Raw genomic sequence first — 20,857 nt, 5'->3', positions numbered from 1 at the left:
AGATCCGGCCGACGCCACACCCGGGCGGAAGGACCCGCCCCCGGCCGCCGGGGCACAGGACCGGCCAACGGCACACGCAGACGAAAGGCCCCCCGGCCACCGGCGCGGAAGGGGCCGTCAGTGCTGTGCGTGCCGTGGTGAACCGTCCGGCGGCCGGCCGAGGCGAGAGAGTCGGTCGGCCGCCGGACGGGGCTGAAGGGCGGGCGGTGGCCGGACGGGGCTGGAGGGGCGGGCGGTGGCCGGTCAGGCGGGTGGGGCGGAGAGGACGCCGATGATCCGGCCGACCTCGTGGGCCATCGCCTCCCGGCCCACGCTGAGGTACTTGCGGGAGTCGACGGCCTCGGGGTTCGCGGCGAGGAAGTCCCGGATGGCGCCGGTCATGGCGATGTTGAGGGCGGTGCCGACGTTGACCTTCGCGATGCCGCCCGCGACCGCCGCGACCAGCCCGTCGTCCGGCACGCCGGAGGAACCGTGCAGGACGAGCGGGACGGTCACCGCGGCGGACAGCCGCTTGAGCAGGCCGTGGTCGAGGGTCGCGGTACGGGTGGTCATGGCGTGCACGCTGCCGATGGCGACGGCGAGCGCGTCGACGCCGGTCCCCGCGACGAAGTCCCGGGCCTGGTCGGGGTCGGTGCGGGCGCCGGGCGCGTGGGCGTCCAGCGCGGGCCGGCCGTCCTTCCCGCCGATCTGCCCCAGCTCCGCCTCGATCCAGAGCCCCTGTGCGTGCGCCCAGTCGGCGGCGGCCCGGGTCGCGGCGAGGTTGTCGGCGTACGGCAGGCGGGCCGCGTCGTACATGACCGAGCTGAACCCGGCGCCGGGGGCCTGGCGCAGCAGGTCGTCGCTCTGCACGTGGTCCAGGTGCAACGCGACGGGCACGGTGGCCCGTTCGGCCAGGGCCACGGCGGCGCGGGCCAACGGCAGGAGCCGGCCGTAGCGGAACTTCACGGCGTTCTCGCTGACCTGGAGGACGACGGGCGCACCGGCCGACTCCGCGCCGGCGATGACGGCCTCGACGTGTTCCAGGGTGATGACGTTGAAGGCGGCGACGGCGGTGCGGGCCGTGACGGCCCGTCCGACCAGCTCGCCGGTGGACGCAAGGGGCACGCGCGGTGTCCTTCCGGAGCGCGGGACGGCGGGTTCAGGAGGCGAGAATCACCGAACGGGTGAGATGGCGCGGCTGGTCGGGGTCCAGGCCCCGGGCGGCGGCGACGGCGACGGCGAGCCGATGGACGCGGACGAGCTCGGCCAGGGGGTCGAGGCCGCCCGCGACCCACAGCGCGCCGGTCGCGCGGACCTGTTCGGCGAGCCCGTCGGGCGCCGCACCGAGCATCCAGGTGGCCGTGCCCGCGGCGCTGACGCTGATCGGGCCGTGCCGGTACTCCATCGCCGGGTAGGCCTCGGTCCAGGACAGGGAGGCCTCGCGCATCTTCAGCCCGGCCTCGTTGGCGAGTCCGACGGTCCAGCCGCGCCCCAGAAAGGTGAACTGGGTGCATTCGACCAGCCCCTGGGGAAAAGGAGTGGCGAGGGCCGTCCGCGCGTCGGCGACGGCCGCGTCGGAGTGCAGCCCGAGGTGGGCACGCAGGAGGGTGAGGGCGGTGGTCGCGAACCGGGTCTGCACGACGGAGCGCTCGTCGGCGAAGTCCAGGACGACGAGGTCGTCGGCGGCCGACATGACCGGGGTCGCGGGGTCGGCGGTGAGGGCCGTGGTGTGCGTACGTCCCTTCACCTGCTCGAGGAGGTCCAGCACTTCGGTGGTGGTGCCGGAGCGGGTGAGGGCGACGACCCGGTCGTACGACCGCCCGTACGGGAACTCGGAGGCCGCGAACGCGTCGGTCTCCCCCTGCCCGGCGCCCTCCCGCAGCGCGGCGACCGCCTGTGCCATGAAGTACGACGTCCCGCACCCCACGATCGCGACCCGCTCCCCCGGCGCGGGCAGCACCGCCGCGTGCCGTCCCGCCTGCTCGGCGGCGCGGATCCAGCACTCGGGCTGGCTGTTCAGCTCGTCCTCGACATGGGTCATGCCCACACCCTCTCCTTGCTGATTGTTCCTGCAAGATATAGCGAGCTTTCGAGCACAATCAAGCATCTCGGCCGGGAGTGGGGTGCGCTAGGGTCACCGGGACGACAGGAGAACGGAGGCCGCGGATGTCCCGGGACGCCCGCTGGAAGGCGCTGCTGGAACTGCTCGTGGAGCGCGGCCGGCTGGAGGTCGAGGAGGCGGCGACCGAGCTGGCGGTGTCGGCCGCGACGATCCGCCGGGACTTCGACCAGCTCGCCGAGCAGCAGATGCTGGTCCGCACCCGGGGCGGTGCGGTGGTGCACGGGGTGTCGTACGAGCTTCCCCTGCGCTACAAGACGGCCCGCCGCGCCTCCGAGAAGCAGCGCATCGCCAAGGCGGTGGCCGACCTGGTCGCGCCCGGCGAGGCGGTGGGGCTGACCGGCGGTACGACCACCACGGAGGTGGCCCGTGCCCTGGCCGTGCGCGGTGACCTGTCCACCGGTTCGCCGGCGCTGACCGTCGTCACCAACGCGCTCAACATCGCCAACGAGCTCGCCGTGCGGCCCCAGTTCAAGATCGTGGTGACGGGCGGGGTGGCGCGCGCGCAGTCGTACGAGCTCATCGGGCCGCTCGCGGACGGAGTGCTCGGTCAGATCACGCTCGACGTGGCCGTGCTCGGCGTGGTCGCCTTCGACGTCACGCACGGCGCGGCGGCGCACGACGAGGCGGAGGCCGCGATCAACCGGCTGCTGTGCGAGCGTGCCGAGCGGGTGGTGGTCGCCGCCGACTCCAGCAAGCTGGGCCAGCGCGCCTTCGCGCGGATCTGCGGGACGGACCTGGTGAACACGCTCGTGACGGACACGGCGGTGGACGGCGAAACGGTGGCTCGCTTCGAGGAGGCGGGCGTGCGGGTCCTCGCGGTGTGAACGGGAGCGCCCCCGGCGGCCGTTCGGTCTACGCCCGCCTCTCCCGGGATGGAACGCCTGACTCCACGTCACCGCCGGACGCCAGCGCTCGATGGAGCGGAACCGCCGTCAGCAGGACGAAGAGGCCGAAGAGCGTGATCGGCAACAGCCCTGTCGGGCGGAGGAACTCGGTGGGGTGTCGCATGACCGCGCTCCACGCGTCGCTCCAGTTGGCGGCCACGTCCGCGAGCATGACCGCGGCAGCCAGCACGGGGCCACCGGGGCGGCCACGGACGACCACCAAGGCGACCAGCGGATCCAGCAACAGAAGTGCGTGGAAGAGCAGTTGGAGCAGCGGCGGCGCATAGTCGTAGGCACGGAGGCCGCCCGTCGCCAGAAAGTACCCGTGCGCCGCCGCCCCTTCCAGGAAGCCTGCCACGTACACGGCCGCTGCGCACCGGATCCGCAGCGGACGATCCCCCCACCGCACGGCGGTCACCCCGGCCCGCCCTCGGACGTCAGCCCCGGGCATGGGCGAGGTCGGTGACGAGGCCCGGGGTGGCGATGTCGATGGGGTTCCGGAAGGCCTGCGCGGCGGTTTCCTGTGCGGCTGCCGGATCCGTTCCCGGCCACAGGTGGGTGAGCATGAGCCTGGCGGCGCCCGCCCGGCTCGCGTACTGGCCGGCCAGCCGCGCGGTCAGCAGGTACGGCGCGTCGGCGGTCGGTACCTCGTGGATGTAGGTGGCCTCCGACAACAGCAGGTCAGCGCCTTCGGCGAGGCGCAGGATGTCGGGGCTCGGGCCCGTGTCGCCGGTGTAGGCGAGCACGGCGTCCGGTGTGGTCAGCCGGATCCCGGCGTTGGGCACGAAGTGCGGCAGGAGCCAGGTGTCGGTCCGGAACGGGCCGATGTCGAATCGGTCGCCGGGCCGGAACTCGCGCAGGTGGTACGCGTCGGCGAGCATGCCCGGTCTGTCGAGTGCGAGGACGGCGTCGGCCGCGCCGTGCGGCGCGTACACCGGCAGCGCCGGCGGTGGCGTGTCACTGAGGCCTCGGGCACGCAGGAGAGGGTTGAGGTCGGCGCAGTGGTCGGGGTGCCCGTGGCTGATCAGCACGGCGTCGACGGCGTCGGCCGTGTGGTGCGCCAGCAGGCGCGGCAGCGTGGCGTAGCCGGGGTCGAGGAGGAGGCGGAACCCCGCGTACTCGACGAGGTAGCCGCTGCATGCCTGGACTGCGGTGGGCCACGCTCCGCAGCCGCCGAGGACGGTCAGTTCCATACGGGCCACAGTAGCCGTGTCGCCGTGATCGAGCGCAGGGCCGAGACGCCGAACCCCCTTGTGTGAAAAGGCATTTCGTGGCCTGCGCCAGGGGTCGTTACGGTCGGATCATGGACTGGAATTTTGCGACGGCCGAAGGACTCGCGGCCGCTCTGCGCGCCGGTGAAGTGACGTCCGCGGAACTGACCGACGAGGCGATCGCCCGTATCGAACGGGACGACAAGGCGATCAACGCGATCTGTGTGCCGGACTTCGAGCGCGCACGGGCCGCGGCGCGCGACGCCGACCAGGCACGCGCCCGCGGTGAGGACCGGCCGCTGCTCGGCATTCCGGTGACGGTCAAGGAGTCGTACGACATCGCGGGGCTGCCCACGACCTGGGGTATGCCGCCGCACCGGGACTTCGTGCCGGCCGAGGACGCCGTGCAGGTGTCGCGGCTCAAGGCCGCGGGCGCGGTGGTGCTCGGCAAGACCAATGTGCCCCTGGGGCTGCAGGACATACAGACCTTCAACGAGATCTACGGCACCACCAACAACCCGTGGGACCACCGTCGTACGTCGGGCGGATCATCCGGCGGCTCGGCGGCGGCCCTGGCGTCCGGATTCGGCGCGCTGTCCATCGGCTCCGACCTCGCCGGTTCGTTGCGCACCCCCGCGCATTTCTGCGGGATTTACGCGCACAAGCCGACACTCGGGCTGGCGGCGAGCCGCGGCATGGTCCCGCCGCCCGGTCCGGCCCTGCCGGTCGAGCACGACCTCGCCGTCGTCGGACCGATGGCGCGCACCGCTCGCGACCTCACGCTCCTGCTCGACGTCATGGCCGGACCGGACCCGCAGACGCATGGTGTGGCGTACCACCTGACGCTGCCGCCCGCGCGCCACGAACGGCTCCGTGACTTCCGGGTCCTGGTGCTCGACGAGCATCCGATCATTCCGACCGGGTCCGCCGTGCGGGCGGGCGTGGGCCGGGTGGCCGACGCGCTCGTCGCCGGCGGCGCCCGCGTCGAACGGCACAGTCCGCTGCTGCCCGATCTGACCGAAGCCGCGATGCTCTACAGGCAGTTGCTGTTCTCGGGCTCCGTCGCACGCTTTCCTGTCGAAGCGTACGAGCAGCTGCAGGCCCGTGCCGCCGCGCTGAGCGCGGACGACCAGAGTGTCGATGCCGCGATGCTGCGCGGACTGGTGTTCAGCCACCGCGACTGGCTCGAGGCGCACAACCGTCGCGAGCTCCACCGCCGGGGCTGGCGGCAGCTCTTCGCCGAGTTCGACGCCGTGGTGTGCCCCATCACGCCCACTCCCGCGTTCCCGCACGACCACCATCCCGATCCGAGGCAGCGCCGGATCGACATCGACGGCGCCGAGTACCCGTACTTCGACCAGCTCGTCTGGGCCGGTCTGCCCACCATGCCCGGCCTGCCGGCCACCGCCGTACCGGCGGGCCGGTCCCCCGAGGGGCTGCCCGTGGGAGTGCAGCTCATCGGCCCGATGTTCGAGGACCGCACCCCGCTGCGGCTGGCCGAACTGCTCGAGCGGGAGATCGGCGGCTTCCAGGCCCCGAAGTAGGGTGTACCACCCGGTCAGGTGCCGCTGTGGTCCACCTTGACGAAGCCCGCCCCGCGCTGGTCGTTGCACCCCACCAGGGGGCGGTCGGCCGGGTCGGGCCAGGTCTGCTGGGCCTGGAGCGCCACGCTCACCAGGGTCAGCAGCAGGTCGACGTCGCTCGCGGCGTCGAGGCGCAGGGTCACCCACTGCGAGCCGGGCACGATCCTGATCGCACCCGAGCTCTTGAAGTCCTTGGCGAACCGCCGGATGGCCCGGTCGGTGAGCCGCAGATCGACATCTCGGTCGGAGTGGAAGTGGGCGATCTCGCCCTGTGCCGAACTCACGGCCTGTCCCAGGCCACAGCTCGGGACGGCCTGTCGCAGGTCCGGCCAGGTCGCCAGTTGCGCGAGCGCGCGCGAGGCCAACGTCATGGGCCCATCATGGCCCGCTCACCCGCTTGCAACCAGCTCGTGAGCAAGCATTAACCGACCTGTATCCGTCCGGGGAACGCGCTCCCGCCCACCACGAGCCCACCGAACGAGGGCGGCGGCGTCCCGCGTTGACCCCGGCTCCCCAGGTCCGCGCCACAAGTGCCAGCAGGTCAGGGCGATATCAGGGCACATGTGTAGAGCACATGGAAAACTCCCGGCAGCCGGCACCCGGGGAAGAGGCCGCTGTCACCGAGGCGGGTGACGGCCGAGATGTCTCCCGGGCCGAGAACGCGCGGCGCCCGCCTCGCGCCGGTCGCGCTTCGACAAGCGGCGGGAATCGAACAGCGCAATCATGAGAAACGGGCGAGGAGACCGGCACCCGGGCGAACATCGCGGTCAGTGCCGTCCCGGTCACCGGTGGCGATCGCGGCGTCGTCCGGGCGCCGGTCGAAGGCTTCGAAGAGGGGCGGGTGCCGCGACCGGGCGCGGGCCGTTCGGCGCCCTCACCGCCCGGACCGCGTTCGACGTGCCGGTCGCCCCGGCACCCCGTCGAGGTGAGCGAGAAAGGCACACCACCATGACCGATCACAGGACCGGAACCCGTGAGGAGTGGCTCGCGGCCAGGCTGGATCTGCTGGAGGCGGAGAAGGCCCTGACCCGGCAGAGCGACGAACTGGCCCGGCGGCGGCAGGAACTGCCCTGGGTCCGCGTGGCCGAGGAGTACCGCTTCGAGACCGACCGGGGCCCGGCGTCCCTCGCCGACCTCTTCGACGGCCGCTCCCAACTTCTCGTCTACCACTTCATGTTCGGCCCCGACTATCAGGCCGGCTGTCCGTCCTGCTCGGCCATCGCGGACGGCTTCGACGGCTTCGTCGTCCACCTCGCGCACCACGACGTCACCCTCTGCGCGGTGTCGCGGGCCCCGCTCGCGCAGCTGCGCGCGTACAAGGAGCGGATGGGCTGGAGCTTCCCCTGGGCGTCGTCGTACGGCAGCGACTTCAACCACGACTTCGGCGTGGCCCACACCGAGGAGGAGTGGAGGTCGGGGTCCGTCTCGTACAACTACCGCGACGGCCTGGACTTCCGGCTGCCGCCCGGCGAGCAGGGTGAGGAGCTGACCAGGCTGGCGGCCGCCGTGGGCACGGACTGGGAGACCTACCGGCGAGAGGGCCCGGGCATGAGCGCGTTCGTGCTCGCGGACGGGGTGGTGCACCACACGTACTCGACGTACGAGCGGGGCCTCGACGCCCTGTGGGGCATGTACCCGTGGCTCGACCGTGCACCGCTCGGCCGCAACGAGACCGGCCTGTGGTGGCGCCGCCACGACGAGTACGACGGCCCGGCCCCCGCACGGACGGCACCGGGGCCGCAGGCCACGGCCGGAGGGAGCACCTGAGGGGCCGCGCGACCTCGCCATGACCTGAGGGTCCGGCGGCCTCGGCCACGACCTGACGATCCGGGCGACCTCGCCGTCGGCGCGGACAGCGCGTTCGCCGCCCCCTCAGTGCCCTCCCCCACCGCCCCCAGCGCCCCCACCGTGCCCACCACCCCGGCAGCCCGCTTGCCCACCGCCCCCGCAGCCCGCTTGCCCACCGCCCCGGCAGCCCGCTTGCCCGCCGTCCCGGACTCCGCCTAGCCTGACTTTGTGCCGCTAATAAACAAAACCCGTTCGCACAGTGTCGTGCCGGGCCAGGGTGACGACCTCACCCGACTCCGCATCGCCCTCACCGCGTTCTTCGCCCTCGACGGCTTCGTGTTCGCCGGCTGGGTCGTGCGTATCCCCGCCATCAAGCAGCAGACCGGCGCCTCCGCCGGCTCCCTGGGCCTCGCCCTCCTCGGCGTCTCCGCCGGAGCGGTCATCACCATGACCCTCATCGGCCGCCTCTGCCGCCGGTACGGCAGCCATCCGGTCACCGTGGTCTGCGCGGTCCTGCTCTCCCTCAGCGTCACGCTGCCCCCGCTCACCCACTCCGCGCCCGCCCTCGGCGCCGCGCTCCTCCTCTTCGGCGCCGCGTACGGCGGCATCAACGTCGCCTTCAACAGCGCGGCCGTCGACCTGGTGGCCGCGTTGCGCAGGCCGGTCATGCCCAGCTTCCACGCCGCGTTCAGTCTCGGCGGCATGATCGGCGCGGGCCTCGGCGGACTGGTCGCCGGCACGCTCTCTCCCACCCGCCACCTGTTCGGCCTGGCCCTGATCGGGCTGCTGGTCACCGCCGTCGCCGGGCGGACCCTGCTGCGGCACGACCCTCCGGTGCCGCCGGACCGCCCCTCGGCCGAGCCGTCCGGCACGGCCCCGCGGCCGGGCGGCCGCACCCGGGGGCTGGTCGTCGTCTTCGGGCTGGTCGCGCTGTGCACGGCCTACGGCGAAGGGGCCATGGCCGACTGGGGCGCGCTCCACCTCCAGCAGGACCTGGCCGCCTCGTCCGGCGTGGCGGCGGCCGGGTACTCGTGTTTCGCGCTGGCGATGACCGTGGGCCGGGCGACCGGCACGAGTCTGCTGGAGCGCCTCGGCCGCGCCCGTACCGTGATCGCGGGCGGCTCCGTCGCGGCGGCGGGCATGCTGCTCGGCTCACTGGCGCCGTCGGTGTGGGCGGCGCTGACCGGTTTCGCCGTCACCGGGCTCGGGCTCGCCAACCTCTTCCCGGTCGCCGTGGAGCGGGCGGGCGCGCTGGCCGGCCCCTCGGGCGTCGCCGTCGCCTCCACGCTGGGGTACGGCGGCATGCTCCTCGGGCCGCCCGCGATCGGGTTCATGGCCGACTGGTTCTCGCTGCCCGCGGCGCTCACGAGTGTGGCCGCGCTCGCCGCCGTGGCCACCGTCATCGGGGTGTCGACGCGGCGCGTGATGAGCGGCTGACGCCTCGCGGACCGGCGGCCCGGTGAGTCCTCGGGCGCGGTCGTCCGCACCCTGGCCCGGAAAAGGCCGGGCTTCGAGGGCGCTCCATCCGCGAGACTCACCCCCATGGAGACTGCCGACTTCCTTACGACCCTGGACCGCGAGGGGCGCCTGCTCGCGGCGGCCGCCGCCGAGGCGGGGACCGACGCCAAGGTGCCGACGTGCCCGGAGTGGCAGGTGCGTGACCTGCTGCGGCACACCGGGGCGGTGCACCGCTGGGCCGCGGCCTTCGTCGCCGACGGCCGCACCGAGCCGCGCCCCCTCGGCGAGGCGCCCGATCTGGACGGCGCCGAGCTGGTGGCCTGGTACCGGGACAGCCACCGCCTGCTCGTGGACACCCTGGCGGCGGCCCCGTCCGACGTGGAGTGCTGGACCTTCCTTCCGGCACCCAGTCCGTCACCGCTGGCGTTCTGGACGCGGCGGCAGGCGCACGAGACGGCCGTGCACCGTCACGACGCCGAGGCCGCGCGGGGCGGTTCGGCGTCCCCGGTCGCGACGGACTTCGCGGCCGACGGCATCGACGAGTTGCTGCGCGGCTTCCACGCCCGGCCCCGGAGCCGGGTCCGCACCGAGGGGACGCGCGTGCTGCGGGTGCGCGCCGTGGACGCGGGGGCGGACGCGGTGTGGACCGTACGGCTCACGGCCGATCCACCGGTGACGGTGCGGGACGCGGCCGGGGATGCCGAGGCCGAACTGTCGGGCCCGGCCGACCGGTTGTACCTGGCGCTCTGGAACCGGGCGCCCCTGCCGAGCGTGACCGGTGATCAGTCCCTCGCGGCCCTGTGGCGCGAGAAGTCGGGCATCTGACGCCCTTTGCGGTGAGGACGGCGCGGTGACCGACGCCCCGTCAGCCCGCCACGTCCAGCATCCGGGCCAGTACCGCGCGCTGCACCGGCCGTACGTCGCCGTGCAGCGCGCGCCCCTTCGCCGTGAGCACCACGCGCACTCCGCGCCGGTCTTCGGGGCACATCGCCCGCTCGACCAGGCCGTCCTTCTCCAGGCGTCCGATCAGCCGGGACAGCGCGCTCTGGCTGAGATGGACCTGGTCGGAGATCTCCTGCACGCGGTAACCGCAGCCGTCGCCCGTCGTGCCGCCCTCGGCGAGCACGTCGAGGACCTCGAAGTCGCTGGCGCACAGACCGTGTCCGTGCAGGGCCCGGTCCAGCTCACACTGGGTGCGGGCGTGCAGGGCGAGGATGTCCCGCCACTCCTCCACGAGCGCCTGCTCGGCCTTCTTCGCCGCCATGAGCGCACCGTAGCAGAGAACCGGAATTATTGCACCGTAATTAAATGCGTTTGCATTCGATGCATACGCATGTAGTGTCGTCGGCATGACCTCTCCGCTCACCACTTCCGCGACCGCGTCGTCGGCGGTTCGCTGGACTCCCCGGCTGTGGGGCACCCTGCTGGTGCTGTGCGCCGCGATGTTCCTGGACGCGCTGGACGTGTCGATGGTCGGCGTCGCGCTGCCGTCCATCGGCTCGGACCTGCATCTGTCCACGTCGACGCTGCAATGGGTCGTCAGCGGCTACATCCTGGGGTACGGCGGACTGCTCCTCCTCGGCGGACGCACCGCGGACCTGCTCGGCCGGCGCCAGGTGTTCCTCGCGGCACTCGGCGTCTTCGCGCTGGCCTCGCTGCTCGGCGGGCTCGTGGACTCGGGTCCGCTGCTGATCGCCAGCCGCTTCATCAAGGGCCTGAGCGCGGCCTTCACCGCGCCCGCGGGCCTGTCGATCATCACCACGACGTTCCCGGAGGGCCCGCTGCGCAACCGCGCCCTCTCCATCTACACCACCTGCGCCGCCACCGGCTTCTCCATGGGACTGGTGCTCTCCGGCCTGCTCACCGAGGCCAGCTGGCGCCTCACCATGCTGCTCCCCGCGCCGATCGCCCTGATCGCGCTGGCCGCCGGGTTGAAACTGCTGCCGCGCAGCGCCCGCGAGGAGAACCACGCCGGTTACGACATCCCTGGCGCCGTCCTCGGCACCGCGTCGATGCTGCTGCTGGTCTTCACCGTCGTCCAGGCGCCCCAGGCCGGCTGGGCCTCGGCCCGCACGCTGCTGTCCTTCCTGGCCGTCGCGGTGCTGCTGAGCGCCTTCGTGCTGGTCGAACGGCGCTCGCCGGGCCCGCTGATCCGGCTGGGCGTGCTGCGCTCGGGCAGCCAGGTCCGCGCCCAGCTCGGCGCGGTCGCCTTCTTCGGCAGTTACGTCGGCTTCCAGTTCCTGACGACCCTCTACATGCAGTCCCTGCTGGGCTGGTCGGCACTGCACACGGCCCTCGCCTTCCTGCCGGCGGGCGCGCTGGTGGCGGTGTCCTCCACGAAGGTCGGCGCCATCGTCGACCGGTTCGGCACCCCGCGGCTGATCGCGACCGGCTTCGCGTTCATGGTCCTCGGCTACGCGCTGTTCCTGCGCGTCGACCTGGACCCGGTGTACGCGGCCGTCGTCCTGCCGTCCATGCTGCTGATCGGCGCCGCCTGCGCGCTGGTCTTCCCCTCGCTCAACATCCAGGCGACCAACGGCGTCGAGGACCACGAGCAGGGCATGGTGTCCGGGCTGCTCAACACCTCGGTGCAGGTGGGCGGGGCGATCTTCCTCGCGGTCGTCACGGCCGTGGTGACCGCGCACGCCCCCGCGCACGCCACCCCCCAGGCCGTCCTCGACAGCTACCGGCCCGGGTTCCTGGTCGTCACGGGCGTCGCGGCGGCCGGGCTGCTGATCACCCTCACCGGCCTGCGCGGCCGGCGCACCCAGCCGTCCCTCGTGGTCGCCCGGTCCACCGTGGAGGAGGCAGGAGCGGAGCGCGTGGCGGTCCGCGACTAGGGCCTTCCTTCGGATCAGGCCGGCTCCGGCCGACGGGGCTTTCCGGCGCCCCGCGACCCCGGCAAGATCCGAAGGAGAGGGCCTCGGGGGAAGCCTCCCGGCGGGAGCCCGGCGGTGGCGATTGCCCCGCCGGGCTCCCGTCCGTGAAACTGGGGGAATGCAGGCATACGGGGGACGCCGCAGCCAGGCCCAACGGGACGCGGCCACGGTCGAGATCGGCTACGCGCTGGTGAGCGCCGCTTTCGCGGCGGCGGTGCTGTCGGGGCCCTGGCCGGGCCCGCGCTGCTCTTCGATCTGCCGCACCTGCCGTCCAAGGTCCTGCTGAGGACCGGCATGGTGATCGCACCGGTCGTGTTCATGGCCCGCGTGATCAGCGTGCTGGTGCGCTTCCGGCACACGGCTCAGCCCAGCCAGCCCGGCCGGACCAGCCCCGACTCGTAGGCCAGCACGACGAGTTGGGCGCGGTCCCGGGCGCCCAGCTTCACCATGGTGCGGCTCACATGGGTCTTGGCGGTGAGCGGGCTGACCACCAGCCGGCGGGCGATCTCCTCGTTGGACAGGCCGATGCCGACCAGCGCCATCACCTCCCGCTCCCGCTCGGTGAGCCGGGCGAGCACGTCGACCGCCGCGGGAGCCTTGGAACGGGCCGCGAACTCGGCGATCAGCCGGCGGGTGACGCCCGGCGACAGCAGCGCGTCACCGGCCACCACCGCCCTTACGGCGCGCACGAGTTCGTCCGGCTCGGTGTCCTTCACCAGGAAACCGGAGGCACCCGCGCGGATCGCCTCGAAGACGTACTCGTCGAGCTCGAAGGTGGTGAGCATGACCACCTTCACCTCCGCCTGCTCCGCGTCCCCCGTGATCCGCCGGGTCGCGGCCAGGCCGTCCAGCACGGGCATGCGGATGTCCATCAGGACGACGTCCGGGCGCAGTTCCCGCACCAGGCGCGCGGCCTCCGCGCCGTCGGCGGCCTCCCCGGCCACCTCGATGTCGGGCTGCGCGTCGAGCAACGCCCTGAAACCGGCCCGCACCAGCGACTGATCGTCGGCGAGCAGTACCCGGATCACTGGTCCTCCCTGAGCCGCGACGGAAGTACGGCGAGCACCCGGTATCCGCCGTCGGGGCGCGGTCCCGCCTCGATGGTGCCACCGAGGGCGGCGGCCCGTTCCCGCATTCCGGCCAGCCCGTTCCCGCTGCCCCCGGCGTCCGCGCCGGTCGCGGGCCCGTCGTCGTCGATCAGCAGCCGCAGGGCGCCCCCGTCGTGGGCGAGGCCCACGCGCGCGTGCCGCGCTCCGGAGTGCCGTACGACGTTGGTCAGGGCCTCCTGCACGATGCGGAAGGCCGCGAGGTCCGCGCCGGGCGGCAGGGGCGGCGGCTCGCCCTCGACGTCGACGGTCAGCCCGGCCGCCGCCGCCTGTTCCACCAGTTCCGGCAGCCGGTCCAGGCCGGGCGCGGGGGCTCGGGGCGCGGCTCCCGGCGCGCGCAGCGTGTCGAGGACCTGGCGCACCTCGCCGAGCGCCTCCTTGCTGGCGGCCTTGATGGTGGTGAGCGCGGCCCGCGCCTGCTCGGGGTCGCTGTCGATGAGCGCGAGCCCCATGCCCGCCTGCACGTTGATGACGGAGATGCTGTGCGCGAGGACGTCGTGCAGTTCCCGGGCGATCCGCAGGCGTTCCTCGTCCGCGCGCCGCCGCGCCGCCTGGGCACGGTCCGCGCGCTCCCGTGCCCACTGCTCGCGCCGCACCCGCGCCAGCTCGGACACGGCGACGACGGCCAGGACCCAGGTCGCGATGACGATCTCCTGGGCGAGGCCGGCGCCCCGGTCCCCGGCGGGCGGAAGCCACCGGTAGAGCCAGAGCGCGACCAGGGCGTGCCCGGTCCAGAGCAGTGCGACGGCCATCCAGGCGGCCCGCCGGTGCCCGGCGACGACCGCGCTGAAGCAGGCGACCGCGACCGTCAGGAACACCGGCCCGTAGGGATAGCCGGCGGCCAGGTAGCCGAGCGCCAGCGCCGCCGTGCCGAACACGGCGAACACCGGGTACCGCTGCCGCCACAGCAACAGGAGCGAGGTGGCGACGAGCAGCACGCGCGCGGAGTCGTCGAGGGGTACCCGGTGGTGCTGGCCGTGGGCGGCGAAGTGGGTGCCGATGAGCACGAACGCGGTGAGCAGCGCGGTCGACCGCCACGGCCACCGGGCGCGGCCCGGCTCCACGCCGTCCGCGGCGTGCCGCCACGGGGGCCCGTATCGCCACCAGTGGTGCGGCGCGCGCTGCTCTTCCATGCCCGCCACGCTAAACGCCGCGGGCAGGTGAGGGCGTCAGCCGGGCGAGGTGATCACACGTACTCCCGGGGAAGTACGAGACGGACGGCGCGGCGCCCTCCGCGGTCCCCCTCACCCCGCGTGCCGGGGCGGCGGGAGCCGCTCGCACGCCGTACGCGCCCCTCGCACACCCGGGCTCGCCGCCCCTCGCTCGCCGGCGTCTACCGCAGCCCCACCCCGTGCGCCAGCCTCGCCGCCGCATGCCGGAAGAACGTCTCGCGCTCCTCCACCACCCGGTTGAACTGCCCGAACAGCTCGAAGCCGACCAGTCCGAACAGCTGGGCCCAGGCCGCCACCAGCGGGGGTGCCGCCTCGGGCGGCAGGTCGGGCGCGAAGTCGGCGGCCATCCGCTCGGCCTCGGGGCGCAGTTCGGCGGGCAGGGTCAGGCCGGCGAGGCCGGGGCCCTGGTGGGCGTCGCGGACGATGCCGATGAGGACCAGGCCGATCCGGGACGCGGCGCGGACCGTGGTGTCGGGGGCGGAGTAGCCGGGCACGGGCGAGCCGTAGATCAGCGCGTACTCGTACGGGTGGGCGAGGGCCCAGGCGCGCACCGCCTCGCACACGGCCGTCCAGCGGGCGACCGGCGGGGCGTCGGCAGCGGCGTCCCGCGCCTGCTCAGCGGCCTCGCCGACGGCGTCGTAGGCGTCGATGATCAGGGCGGTCAGCAGCTCGTCGCGGCTGGGGAAGTAGCGGTACAGCGCCGAGGAGACCATGCCCAGTTCTCGGGCGACGGCACGCAGCGAGAGCTTGGCCGCGCCTTCTTCCGCGAGCTGTCTGCGGGCCGCCTCCTTGATGGCGGCGGTGACTTCCCTCCTGGCCCGTGCGCGGGCTCCCTGTGCGGTGCTCATGCCAGCAGTGTGCCACGCAGAAGAGCAGTGCACACAAAAGAGAGCAGTGCTCTTGCTTTTGCCTGCCGTGCTGTCCCACACTGGAGTCGAGCGAGAGCACCGCTCTCCCAAACCGTGGGGGTCACCATGTCGACACACGTCAAGAAGCCCGGCTGGTTCACCGTCAACGTCTTCAACCGGCTGGTCGCCTGGCTCACCCGGCGCGGTCTCAGCGTCTGGGGCTCCCGGGTGCTCGCGGTGCGCGGGCGCAAGAGCGGGCAGTGGCGCACGACCCCGGTGAACCTGCTGACGGTCGACGGGCAGCAGTACCTGCTCGCCCCGCGCGGTCACGTCCAGTGGACCCACAACATGCGCGCGGCCGGCGGCGGCGAACTGCGGCTCGGCAAAAACGTCGACGTCTTCGCCGCGACCGAGGTCACCGACGACGACAAGGTGCCGCTGCTACGGGCCTACCTCAAGCGCTGGAAGGCCGAGGTCGGGGTGTTCTTCGACGGCGTCGGCCCCGACTCCCCGGACGAGGAACTGCGCCGCATCGCCCCCGACCACCCGGTCTTCCGCATCACGGTCACGAGCTGAGCGACTCCCGCACCGGGGGCCGCCCCCGCCGCCGGCGCTTCCACGGACCGGGCGCCGTCCCCCACCGGCCCCGGCCCGACGCGAGGGCACTCCGACGGCGGCCGACGGCGCCCGGCCCCGCGTGCACCGGAGCCGACGACGTCCGGCAACCCTCGCCGGCCGGAACCCGAGCCGACAGTGCCCGGCAGCCGCCGTCGCGGCAGGAAGCCGCGCCGACGGCGCCCGGCCGGCGAAGACCCGCCGCCGGCACCGGGGCGCCCGGGCCCGACACGAACCAGGACGGCGGACCCCGCCGCCCGGCTTCAGCGCACTACCGCCCTGCCGCCGAGCGGGGAGTCGCCCGCCGCTCCGGTGGTCAGGAACCGGCCGGATCCTCCGCCGGCGCCGCCGCTCCACGGTCCATCGCGGTCAAGGCGCGCTGGGCGAACGGGTGGGAGCGGACGAGTTCCCCCAGGGACGTCGAGCCCTGGGTGATGTCCCGGAACGCCCGCCACGCGGGGCGGAAGCCGGTGAGGGCCGCGTGGAACAGGCCCGGACGCTTCTCGAACACCGTCAGCAGCCGCTTGCCGACGCTCATCTCGACGCCGAGCCCGGCCTTGATCGCGAACGCGTAGTTCAGGGCCTGGCGCCGGGTGTCGACGGCGTCGTGCGCCTCCGCGATCCGCACCGCCCACTCCCCCGCGAGCCGGCCCGAGCGCAGCGCGAAGGAGATGCCCTCTCGGGTCCACGGCTCGAGCAGCCCGGCCGCGTCACCGCAGACCAGCACCCGGCCCCGGGAGAGCGGCGAGTCGTCGGCACGGCAGCGGGTCAAGTGCCCGGAGGAGACGGCTGGTTCGAAGCCGGACAGGCCCAGCCGGGCGACGAAGTCCTCCAAGTAGCGCTTGGTGGCGGCGCCTTCACCTCGCGCGCAGATGACGCCCACGGTCAGCGTGTCGCCCTTCGGGAACACCCAGCCGTAACTGCCGGGCAGGGGGCCCCAGTCGATCAGGACCCGCCCCTGCCAGTCCTCGGCGACCGACTCCGGGACCGGGATCTCCACCTCAAGGCCGAGATCCACCTGGTCCAGCTTCACGCCGACGTGGGCTCCTATCCGGCTGGCGCTGCCGTCGGCCCCGACGACGGCGCGGGCCAGCACCGTCTCACCGCCCTGCAGGACGACGGCGACCGTACGCCGGTCCGGCACCGCCGAGCCGTGCTGCTCGACCCGCTGCACCGTGACGCCCGTCCGCAGCTCGGCGCCCGCCTTCTGGGCGTGCTCGACCAGCTGCTGGTCGAACTCGGGCCGGTTGATCAGCCCGAACAGCATCTGCTTGGAGCGCCGGGTGCGGGTGAAGCGTCCGTTGTTGGAGAAGGTGACCGCGTGCACCCGGTCCCGGAAGGGCAGCTCGAAGCCGGGCGGCAGCGCGTCGCGCGAGGGGCCGATGATGCCGCCGCCGCACGTCTTGTAGCGGGGCAGCTCCGCCTTCTCCAGCAACAGCACGCGGCGTCCCGCGACCGCCGCCGCGTAGGCCGCAGAGGCCCCCGCGGGTCCCGCGCCCACCACGACGACGTCCCACACCCGCTGCACGTCGTCCGCCGAAGAGTTCTCGCCGCTCACGATGGTCTACTGCTCCGATCAAGCCGCTGCCGTAGTGTCCCTCGCATCCTACGGCGGCCGTCGTCGCAGGCCGCTGTGGGAGGATCGGACTCACCCCGTTCAACGTCGCACCCACGAGGAGCGTGCCCATGTCGTCGAATCCGGTCGCCGAGACCGTCGCCTCGCTGTTGCCGCGGGCGAAGGCCGAGCTGGCCGAGCTGGTCGCCTTCCAGTCGGTGGCGGACTTCACGCAGTTCCCGAGGAGCGAGAGCGAGGCCGCCGCGAACTGGATCGCCGAGGCGCTCCGCGCGGAGGGCTTCACCGACGTGGCCCTGCTGGACACCCCGGACGGCACCCAGTCGGTCTACGGCTGCCTGCCGGGCCCGGAGGGTGCAAAAACGGTTCTGCTGTATGCGCACTACGACGTCCAGCCGCCGCTGAACGAGTCCGGCTGGACCACCCCGCCGTTCGAGCTGACCGAGCGTGGCGGCCGCTGGTACGGCCGCGGGGCCGCCGACTGCAAGGGCGGCTTCATCATGCACCTGCTCGCGCTGCGCGCCCTGAAGGCGAACGGCGGCGTCCCGGTGACGGTCAAGGTGATCGTGGAGGGCTCGGAGGAGCAGGGCACCGGCGGTCTGGAGCGGTACGCCGAGCAGCACCCGGAGCTGCTGGCCGCGGACACGATCGTGATCGGCGACGCGGGCAACTTCCGCGTCGGCCTGCCGACGGTCACCACCAGCCTGCGCGGGATGACCCTGGTCCGCGTCCGCGTCGACACCCTCGCGGGCAACCTGCACTCGGGCCAGTTCGGCGGCGCCGCCCCGGACGCGCTGGCGGCGCTGATCCGCGTCCTGGACTCGCTGCGCGCCGAGGACGGCACCACGACGGTCGACGGGCTCGACGCGGCGGCCGGCTGGGAGGGCCTGGAGTACACCGAGGAGCAGTTCCGCCGGGACGCCAAGGTGCTGGAGGGCGTCGAGCTGATCGGTGACGGCTCGGTCGCCGACCGCATCTGGACCCGCCCCGCCGTCACCGTCCTCGGCATCGACTGCCCGCCCGTCATCGGTGCCACCCCGTCGGTGCAGGCCGGCGCCCGCGCCCTGATCAGCCTGCGGGTGCCGCCGGGCGTGGACGCGGCCGAGGCGACCAAGCTGCTCCAGGCGCACCTCGAGGCGCACACCCCGTGGGGCGCCCGGGTCGGCACCGAGCAGATCGGGCAGGGCCAGGCGTTCAGCGCGGACACCTCCAGCCCGGCCTACCAGGCGATGGCCGACGCGATGGCGGTGGCCTACCCGGGCCAGAGCATGCAGTACGCCGGCCAGGGCGGCTCGATCCCGCTGTGCAACACGCTGGCCGCGCTGTACCCGCGGGCGGAGATCCTGCTGATCGGGCTGAGCGAGCCGGAGGCGCAGATCCACGCGGTCGACGAGAGCGTGTCGCCCGAGGAGCTGGAGCGGCTGTCGGTCGCCGAGGCGCTCTTCCTGCGCAACTACGCGGCGGGCTGAACCCTTCTGCCCACGGCAGAGTGCCCTCGCCCGCGGGCGGGGGCACCGCCTACGGTCGGCGCATGGACGTCGTCGAACTGCTTCCGCGCCTGCACCTCCTGCGCTTCCCCGTCGGCCAGGCCTATCTCTGGTCCGACGGGCAGGAGTTGACACTGATCGACGCGGGCACGATCGGCTCGGGCCGGACGATCGCCGGCGCGGTCACGGAGCTGGGGCGCGCTGCGCAGGACGTACGGCGGATCGTGCTGACGCACTTCCACGAGGACCACGCGGGCGGGGCGGGCGAGTTCGCCGCGCTGAGCGGTGCCGAGGTGCTGGCGCACGACCTGGACGCGCCCTTCGTCCGGGGTGAACTCCCGGGTCCCGCCCCGCGGTTCGAGGAGTGGGAGCTGCCGATCCACGCGGCGGCGGCCGAGCACCTCCCCGCGGGCACGCCCGTGCCTCCGCCCGCGGTCACGGGCCTGTCCGACGGCGACGTCCTGGACTTCGGCGGTGGCGCGCGGGTCGTCCACGTCCCGGGGCACACGGACGGCAGCATCGCGCTGTTCCTGCCCGACGAGGGCGTGCTGTTCACCGGCGACACCGTGGCGGCCTCGCCGCTGGACGGTGCGGTGATGCCGGGGGTGTTCAACCTCGACCGGCCTCGGCTGCTCGCGTCCGTGCGCCGCCTGGCGGAGCTCGACGCGGACGTGGCGTGCTTCGGGCACGGCGACGCGGTGGTGGGCGGCGCCGCCGCCGCACTGCGCGGGGTGGCGGTCGCCGGCTGATCAGCCGACCGGCACCCCGGCCTCCAGGTAGAGGGCGGTGCCGCGCTCGCGGGCGCGCAGGGCCCAGCGCAGACGTTCGTAGCGGACCGGCGGGAGCATCTCGGCGGCCTCCTGTTCGGTGGCGAAGCGCCACGCCCGCAGCTCCGGCCCCGGCAGCAGCACCCGGGACGCCTCGTCCGACTCCAGCCGGCCGCCGTCGAACAGCAGCCGCAGCCCGCCGAAGCCGGGCGGCGCCGGCCGCTCCCAGTCCACGACGAGCAGCCGGGGCACCTCCCGCAGCCGTATCCCGGTCTCCTCGGCGACCTCCCGCATCCCGGCACGGGCCGGGGCCTCGCCCCGCTCCACCACACCGCCGGGGAACTCCCAGCCGGGCTTGTAGGTGGGGTCCACGAGCAGCACCCGGTCGTCGTCGTCGAAGAGGAGCACCCCGGCGGCGAGCGTCTCGGCCGTGGGCTCGGGCGTCTGCACGATGTCACAGGCGGGTACGGCCCCGCTGCCGACGGCGTCGGCGACGTGGACGGCGGTCTCGTACGGGGTGAGGGCGCTGGTGTCCAGCAGGTGGGCGTCGGCGGTGAGCCAGGAGGCGAGGGCCGCGTGGTAGGGCTCGATGTGGTCGTAGGCCCAGCGCCGCAGCCGTATCTCGCCGTCGGGGAGGTCCGGCGGGACCTCCCGCCCGGCTATCCGCTCGCGCAGGATCGTTTCGGCCGGGGCGAGGAGCAGATGGTGCACGGGAATCCTGCGGGCGGCCAGACCACCGAAGATCTCGTCGCGGTACTCCTGGCGGAGCAGAGTCATGGGCACCACGAGGGTCCCGCCCAGCTCGGCGAGCATCGCAGCCGCGGTGTCGACGACGAGCCGGCGCCAGATCGGCAGGTCCTGGAAGTCGCCGACCTCGGCGAGGCGCTTGGGCGGCACCAGATGCGTGAGCGCGCCGCCGATGACCTCGGGGTCGAAGAGCGTGCTGTTCGGGATCAGCTCGATCAGTTCCCGTGCGGCGGTGGTCTTCCCCGCACCGAACGCGCCGTTGATCCAGACGACGGTCACGGACTCCCCCTCTTCTGTTGGCCCCCTGAGGCTTGCCCGCTTCACCCTGCCACGAAAACCCCGCCCCGGTGAGGGCGCCCCCGCAGCGGTGCCGGTGTCCCCGAGGGGGCGGGGACACCGGCACACAGGCCTTGCCGAGCGGGCCTACCGCAGGCCGAGGGCGTCGTCGTCGACGGCGAAGCTGTCCTGGCTGACGAGGTGGCTCGCCGAGTCGAGGGTGTCCGAGACGTTCAGGTCACCGGAGGGGCGGTGGTCCGCCGCGTGGGCGGCGTGGGACGGGGTGACGGCGGCCACGACGAATCCGGTGGCGAGGCTGGCGATGGCGAGCATGCTGCGCTTCTTCATGCGCTGATCAACTG

General features: G+C 73.5%; 21 protein-coding genes and 1 pseudogene. 10 read left to right on the top strand and 12 right to left on the bottom strand.

From position 1 onward, the window contains the following. Window positions 1-243 precede the first annotated feature (243 nt). A complete protein-coding gene (locus AB0N17_RS17585) occupies window positions 244-1,104 on the bottom strand; it encodes a class II fructose-bisphosphate aldolase (RefSeq protein WP_366012208.1) in 861 nt (286 codons plus the stop codon). A gap of 34 nt (window positions 1,105-1,138) precedes the next feature. Then, on the bottom strand, window positions 1,139-2,020 hold the full coding sequence (locus AB0N17_RS17580; RefSeq protein WP_366012207.1) for an SIS domain-containing protein: 882 nt from the start codon (window positions 2,018-2,020) through the stop codon (window positions 1,139-1,141). 125 nt (window positions 2,021-2,145) lie between these two features. On the opposite strand from AB0N17_RS17580, the gene AB0N17_RS17575 reads away from it, so the two are divergent. Further along, window positions 2,146-2,925 carry a DeoR/GlpR family DNA-binding transcription regulator gene (locus AB0N17_RS17575; protein ID WP_366012206.1) on the top strand — a complete coding sequence of 260 codons (780 nt, stop codon included), beginning with the start codon at window positions 2,146-2,148 and terminating at the stop codon, window positions 2,923-2,925. Window positions 2,926-2,953: 28 nt separating this feature from the next. Here AB0N17_RS17575 and AB0N17_RS17570 read toward each other — a convergent pair whose 3' ends face one another. Both AB0N17_RS17570 and AB0N17_RS17565 read right to left on the bottom strand, forming a co-directional pair. Then, window positions 2,954-3,343 (bottom strand): hypothetical protein, encoded by a 390-nt coding sequence (locus AB0N17_RS17570; RefSeq protein WP_366012205.1) that lies wholly within the window; start codon window positions 3,341-3,343, stop codon window positions 2,954-2,956. A gap of 79 nt (window positions 3,344-3,422) precedes the next feature. Next, entirely contained in the window at window positions 3,423-4,178 is a 756-nt protein-coding gene (locus AB0N17_RS17565) for an MBL fold metallo-hydrolase (protein WP_366012204.1), read from the bottom strand. A 110-nt stretch (window positions 4,179-4,288) separates the two neighbouring features. Here AB0N17_RS17565 and AB0N17_RS17560 point away from each other — a divergent pair, with 110 nt between their 5' ends. Then, complete coding sequence (locus AB0N17_RS17560; RefSeq protein ID WP_366012203.1) at window positions 4,289-5,740, top strand: amidase; 1,452 nt, start codon at window positions 4,289-4,291, stop codon at window positions 5,738-5,740. Window positions 5,741-5,754: 14 nt separating this feature from the next. Here AB0N17_RS17560 and AB0N17_RS17555 read toward each other — a convergent pair whose 3' ends face one another. Further along, the gene (locus AB0N17_RS17555; RefSeq protein WP_366012202.1) at window positions 5,755-6,150 is read right to left on the bottom strand and encodes a luciferase family protein; all 396 of its coding nucleotides are present in this window, start codon (window positions 6,148-6,150) and stop codon (window positions 5,755-5,757) included. Window positions 6,151-6,727: 577 nt separating this feature from the next. On the opposite strand from AB0N17_RS17555, the gene AB0N17_RS17550 reads away from it, so the two are divergent. The 3 genes from AB0N17_RS17550 to AB0N17_RS17540 all read left to right on the top strand — a co-directional run bounded on the left by AB0N17_RS17550 (window position 6,728) and on the right by AB0N17_RS17540 (window position 9,850). Then, window positions 6,728-7,546, top strand: coding sequence for a DUF899 domain-containing protein (locus tag AB0N17_RS17550; RefSeq protein WP_366012201.1), 819 nt, complete (start codon window positions 6,728-6,730; stop codon window positions 7,544-7,546). A 285-nt stretch (window positions 7,547-7,831) separates the two neighbouring features. After that, window positions 7,832-9,004, top strand: coding sequence for an MFS transporter (locus tag AB0N17_RS17545; protein WP_366012200.1), 1,173 nt, complete (start codon window positions 7,832-7,834; stop codon window positions 9,002-9,004). 105 nt (window positions 9,005-9,109) lie between these two features. Next, window positions 9,110-9,850: a maleylpyruvate isomerase family mycothiol-dependent enzyme gene (locus AB0N17_RS17540; RefSeq protein ID WP_366012199.1), complete on the top strand. Its 741-nt coding sequence runs from the start codon at window positions 9,110-9,112 to the stop codon at window positions 9,848-9,850. A 40-nt stretch (window positions 9,851-9,890) separates the two neighbouring features. On the opposite strand, the gene AB0N17_RS17535 is transcribed toward AB0N17_RS17540, so the two are convergent. Further along, window positions 9,891-10,289: a MarR family transcriptional regulator gene (locus AB0N17_RS17535; RefSeq protein WP_366012198.1), complete on the bottom strand. Its 399-nt coding sequence runs from the start codon at window positions 10,287-10,289 to the stop codon at window positions 9,891-9,893. Between the two features lie 85 nt (window positions 10,290-10,374). On the opposite strand from AB0N17_RS17535, the gene AB0N17_RS17530 reads away from it, so the two are divergent. Further along, entirely contained in the window at window positions 10,375-11,865 is a 1,491-nt protein-coding gene (locus tag AB0N17_RS17530; protein ID WP_366012197.1) for an MFS transporter, read from the top strand. Window positions 11,866-12,022: 157 nt separating this feature from the next. Further along, window positions 12,023-12,234, top strand: a pseudogene (locus AB0N17_RS17525) (DUF6332 family protein); the annotation flags it as partial. 32 nt (window positions 12,235-12,266) lie between these two features. Here the strand turns inward: AB0N17_RS17525 and AB0N17_RS17520 are convergent. The 3 genes from AB0N17_RS17520 to AB0N17_RS17510 all read right to left on the bottom strand — a co-directional run bounded on the left by AB0N17_RS17520 (window position 12,267) and on the right by AB0N17_RS17510 (window position 15,030). After that, window positions 12,267-12,932: a response regulator transcription factor gene (locus AB0N17_RS17520; RefSeq protein ID WP_366012196.1), complete on the bottom strand. Its 666-nt coding sequence runs from the start codon at window positions 12,930-12,932 to the stop codon at window positions 12,267-12,269. After that, a complete protein-coding gene (locus AB0N17_RS17515; RefSeq protein ID WP_366012195.1) occupies window positions 12,929-14,143 on the bottom strand; it encodes a sensor histidine kinase in 1,215 nt (404 codons plus the stop codon). The genes AB0N17_RS17520 and AB0N17_RS17515 overlap by 4 nt, the downstream gene beginning before the upstream one ends. A gap of 200 nt (window positions 14,144-14,343) precedes the next feature. After that, entirely contained in the window at window positions 14,344-15,030 is a 687-nt protein-coding gene (locus AB0N17_RS17510) for a TetR/AcrR family transcriptional regulator (RefSeq protein WP_366012194.1), read from the bottom strand. A 126-nt stretch (window positions 15,031-15,156) separates the two neighbouring features. Between AB0N17_RS17510 and AB0N17_RS17505 the strand changes: the two genes are divergently transcribed. After that, the gene (locus AB0N17_RS17505; protein WP_366012193.1) at window positions 15,157-15,606 is read left to right on the top strand and encodes a nitroreductase family deazaflavin-dependent oxidoreductase; all 450 of its coding nucleotides are present in this window, start codon (window positions 15,157-15,159) and stop codon (window positions 15,604-15,606) included. A 355-nt stretch (window positions 15,607-15,961) separates the two neighbouring features. Here AB0N17_RS17505 and AB0N17_RS17500 read toward each other — a convergent pair whose 3' ends face one another. Then, complete coding sequence (locus tag AB0N17_RS17500; RefSeq protein ID WP_366012192.1) at window positions 15,962-17,203, bottom strand: geranylgeranyl reductase family protein; 1,242 nt, start codon at window positions 17,201-17,203, stop codon at window positions 15,962-15,964. Window positions 17,204-17,331: 128 nt separating this feature from the next. On the opposite strand from AB0N17_RS17500, the gene AB0N17_RS17495 reads away from it, so the two are divergent. After that, window positions 17,332-18,687, top strand: a complete 1,356-nt coding sequence (locus AB0N17_RS17495) for a dipeptidase (protein ID WP_366012191.1) — start codon at window positions 17,332-17,334, stop codon at window positions 18,685-18,687. A gap of 62 nt (window positions 18,688-18,749) precedes the next feature. Next, window positions 18,750-19,454 carry an MBL fold metallo-hydrolase gene (locus tag AB0N17_RS17490; protein WP_366012190.1) on the top strand — a complete coding sequence of 235 codons (705 nt, stop codon included), beginning with the start codon at window positions 18,750-18,752 and terminating at the stop codon, window positions 19,452-19,454. On the opposite strand, the gene AB0N17_RS17485 is transcribed toward AB0N17_RS17490, so the two are convergent. Both AB0N17_RS17485 and AB0N17_RS17480 read right to left on the bottom strand, forming a co-directional pair. Further along, window positions 19,455-20,498, bottom strand: a complete 1,044-nt coding sequence (locus AB0N17_RS17485) for an NUDIX domain-containing protein (protein ID WP_366012189.1) — start codon at window positions 20,496-20,498, stop codon at window positions 19,455-19,457. It lies immediately after the preceding gene. A 144-nt stretch (window positions 20,499-20,642) separates the two neighbouring features. Then, complete coding sequence (locus tag AB0N17_RS17480; RefSeq protein WP_366012188.1) at window positions 20,643-20,843, bottom strand: hypothetical protein; 201 nt, start codon at window positions 20,841-20,843, stop codon at window positions 20,643-20,645. Between the last annotated feature and the right edge of the window lie 14 nt (window positions 20,844-20,857).

This window comes from Streptomyces sp. NPDC051133, from assembly GCF_040682635.1.
Lineage (GTDB): Bacteria > Actinomycetota > Actinomycetes > Streptomycetales > Streptomycetaceae > Streptomyces.
Note: the sequence above shows the minus strand (reverse complement) of the source record. Positions and strands in the feature narration are given on the sequence as shown.

What these genes read in the sequence shown, in the direction of transcription:
- AB0N17_RS17565 (WP_366012204.1), bottom strand. Translation starts at nt 4,178, where the DNA reads ATGGAACTGACCGTCCTCGGCGGCTGCGGAGCGTGGCCCACCGCAGTC.
- AB0N17_RS17555 (WP_366012202.1), bottom strand. Translation starts at nt 6,150, where the DNA reads ATGACGTTGGCCTCGCGCGCGCTCGCGCAACTGGCGACCTGGCCGGAC.
- AB0N17_RS17490 (WP_366012190.1), top strand. Translation starts at nt 18,750, where the DNA reads ATGGACGTCGTCGAACTGCTTCCGCGCCTGCACCTCCTGCGCTTCCCC.
- AB0N17_RS17495 (WP_366012191.1), top strand. Translation starts at nt 17,332, where the DNA reads ATGTCGTCGAATCCGGTCGCCGAGACCGTCGCCTCGCTGTTGCCGCGG.
- AB0N17_RS17510 (WP_366012194.1), bottom strand. Translation starts at nt 15,030, where the DNA reads ATGAGCACCGCACAGGGAGCCCGCGCACGGGCCAGGAGGGAAGTCACC.
- AB0N17_RS17530 (WP_366012197.1), top strand. Translation starts at nt 10,375, where the DNA reads ATGACCTCTCCGCTCACCACTTCCGCGACCGCGTCGTCGGCGGTTCGC.
- AB0N17_RS17535 (WP_366012198.1), bottom strand. Translation starts at nt 10,289, where the DNA reads ATGGCGGCGAAGAAGGCCGAGCAGGCGCTCGTGGAGGAGTGGCGGGAC.
- AB0N17_RS17480 (WP_366012188.1), bottom strand. Translation starts at nt 20,843, where the DNA reads ATGAAGAAGCGCAGCATGCTCGCCATCGCCAGCCTCGCCACCGGATTC.
- AB0N17_RS17550 (WP_366012201.1), top strand. Translation starts at nt 6,728, where the DNA reads ATGACCGATCACAGGACCGGAACCCGTGAGGAGTGGCTCGCGGCCAGG.
- AB0N17_RS17505 (WP_366012193.1), top strand. Translation starts at nt 15,157, where the DNA reads ATGTCGACACACGTCAAGAAGCCCGGCTGGTTCACCGTCAACGTCTTC.
- AB0N17_RS17540 (WP_366012199.1), top strand. Translation starts at nt 9,110, where the DNA reads ATGGAGACTGCCGACTTCCTTACGACCCTGGACCGCGAGGGGCGCCTG.
- AB0N17_RS17515 (WP_366012195.1), bottom strand. Translation starts at nt 14,143, where the DNA reads ATGGAAGAGCAGCGCGCGCCGCACCACTGGTGGCGATACGGGCCCCCG.
- AB0N17_RS17575 (WP_366012206.1), top strand. Translation starts at nt 2,146, where the DNA reads ATGTCCCGGGACGCCCGCTGGAAGGCGCTGCTGGAACTGCTCGTGGAG.
- AB0N17_RS17560 (WP_366012203.1), top strand. Translation starts at nt 4,289, where the DNA reads ATGGACTGGAATTTTGCGACGGCCGAAGGACTCGCGGCCGCTCTGCGC.
- AB0N17_RS17580 (WP_366012207.1), bottom strand. Translation starts at nt 2,020, where the DNA reads ATGACCCATGTCGAGGACGAGCTGAACAGCCAGCCCGAGTGCTGGATC.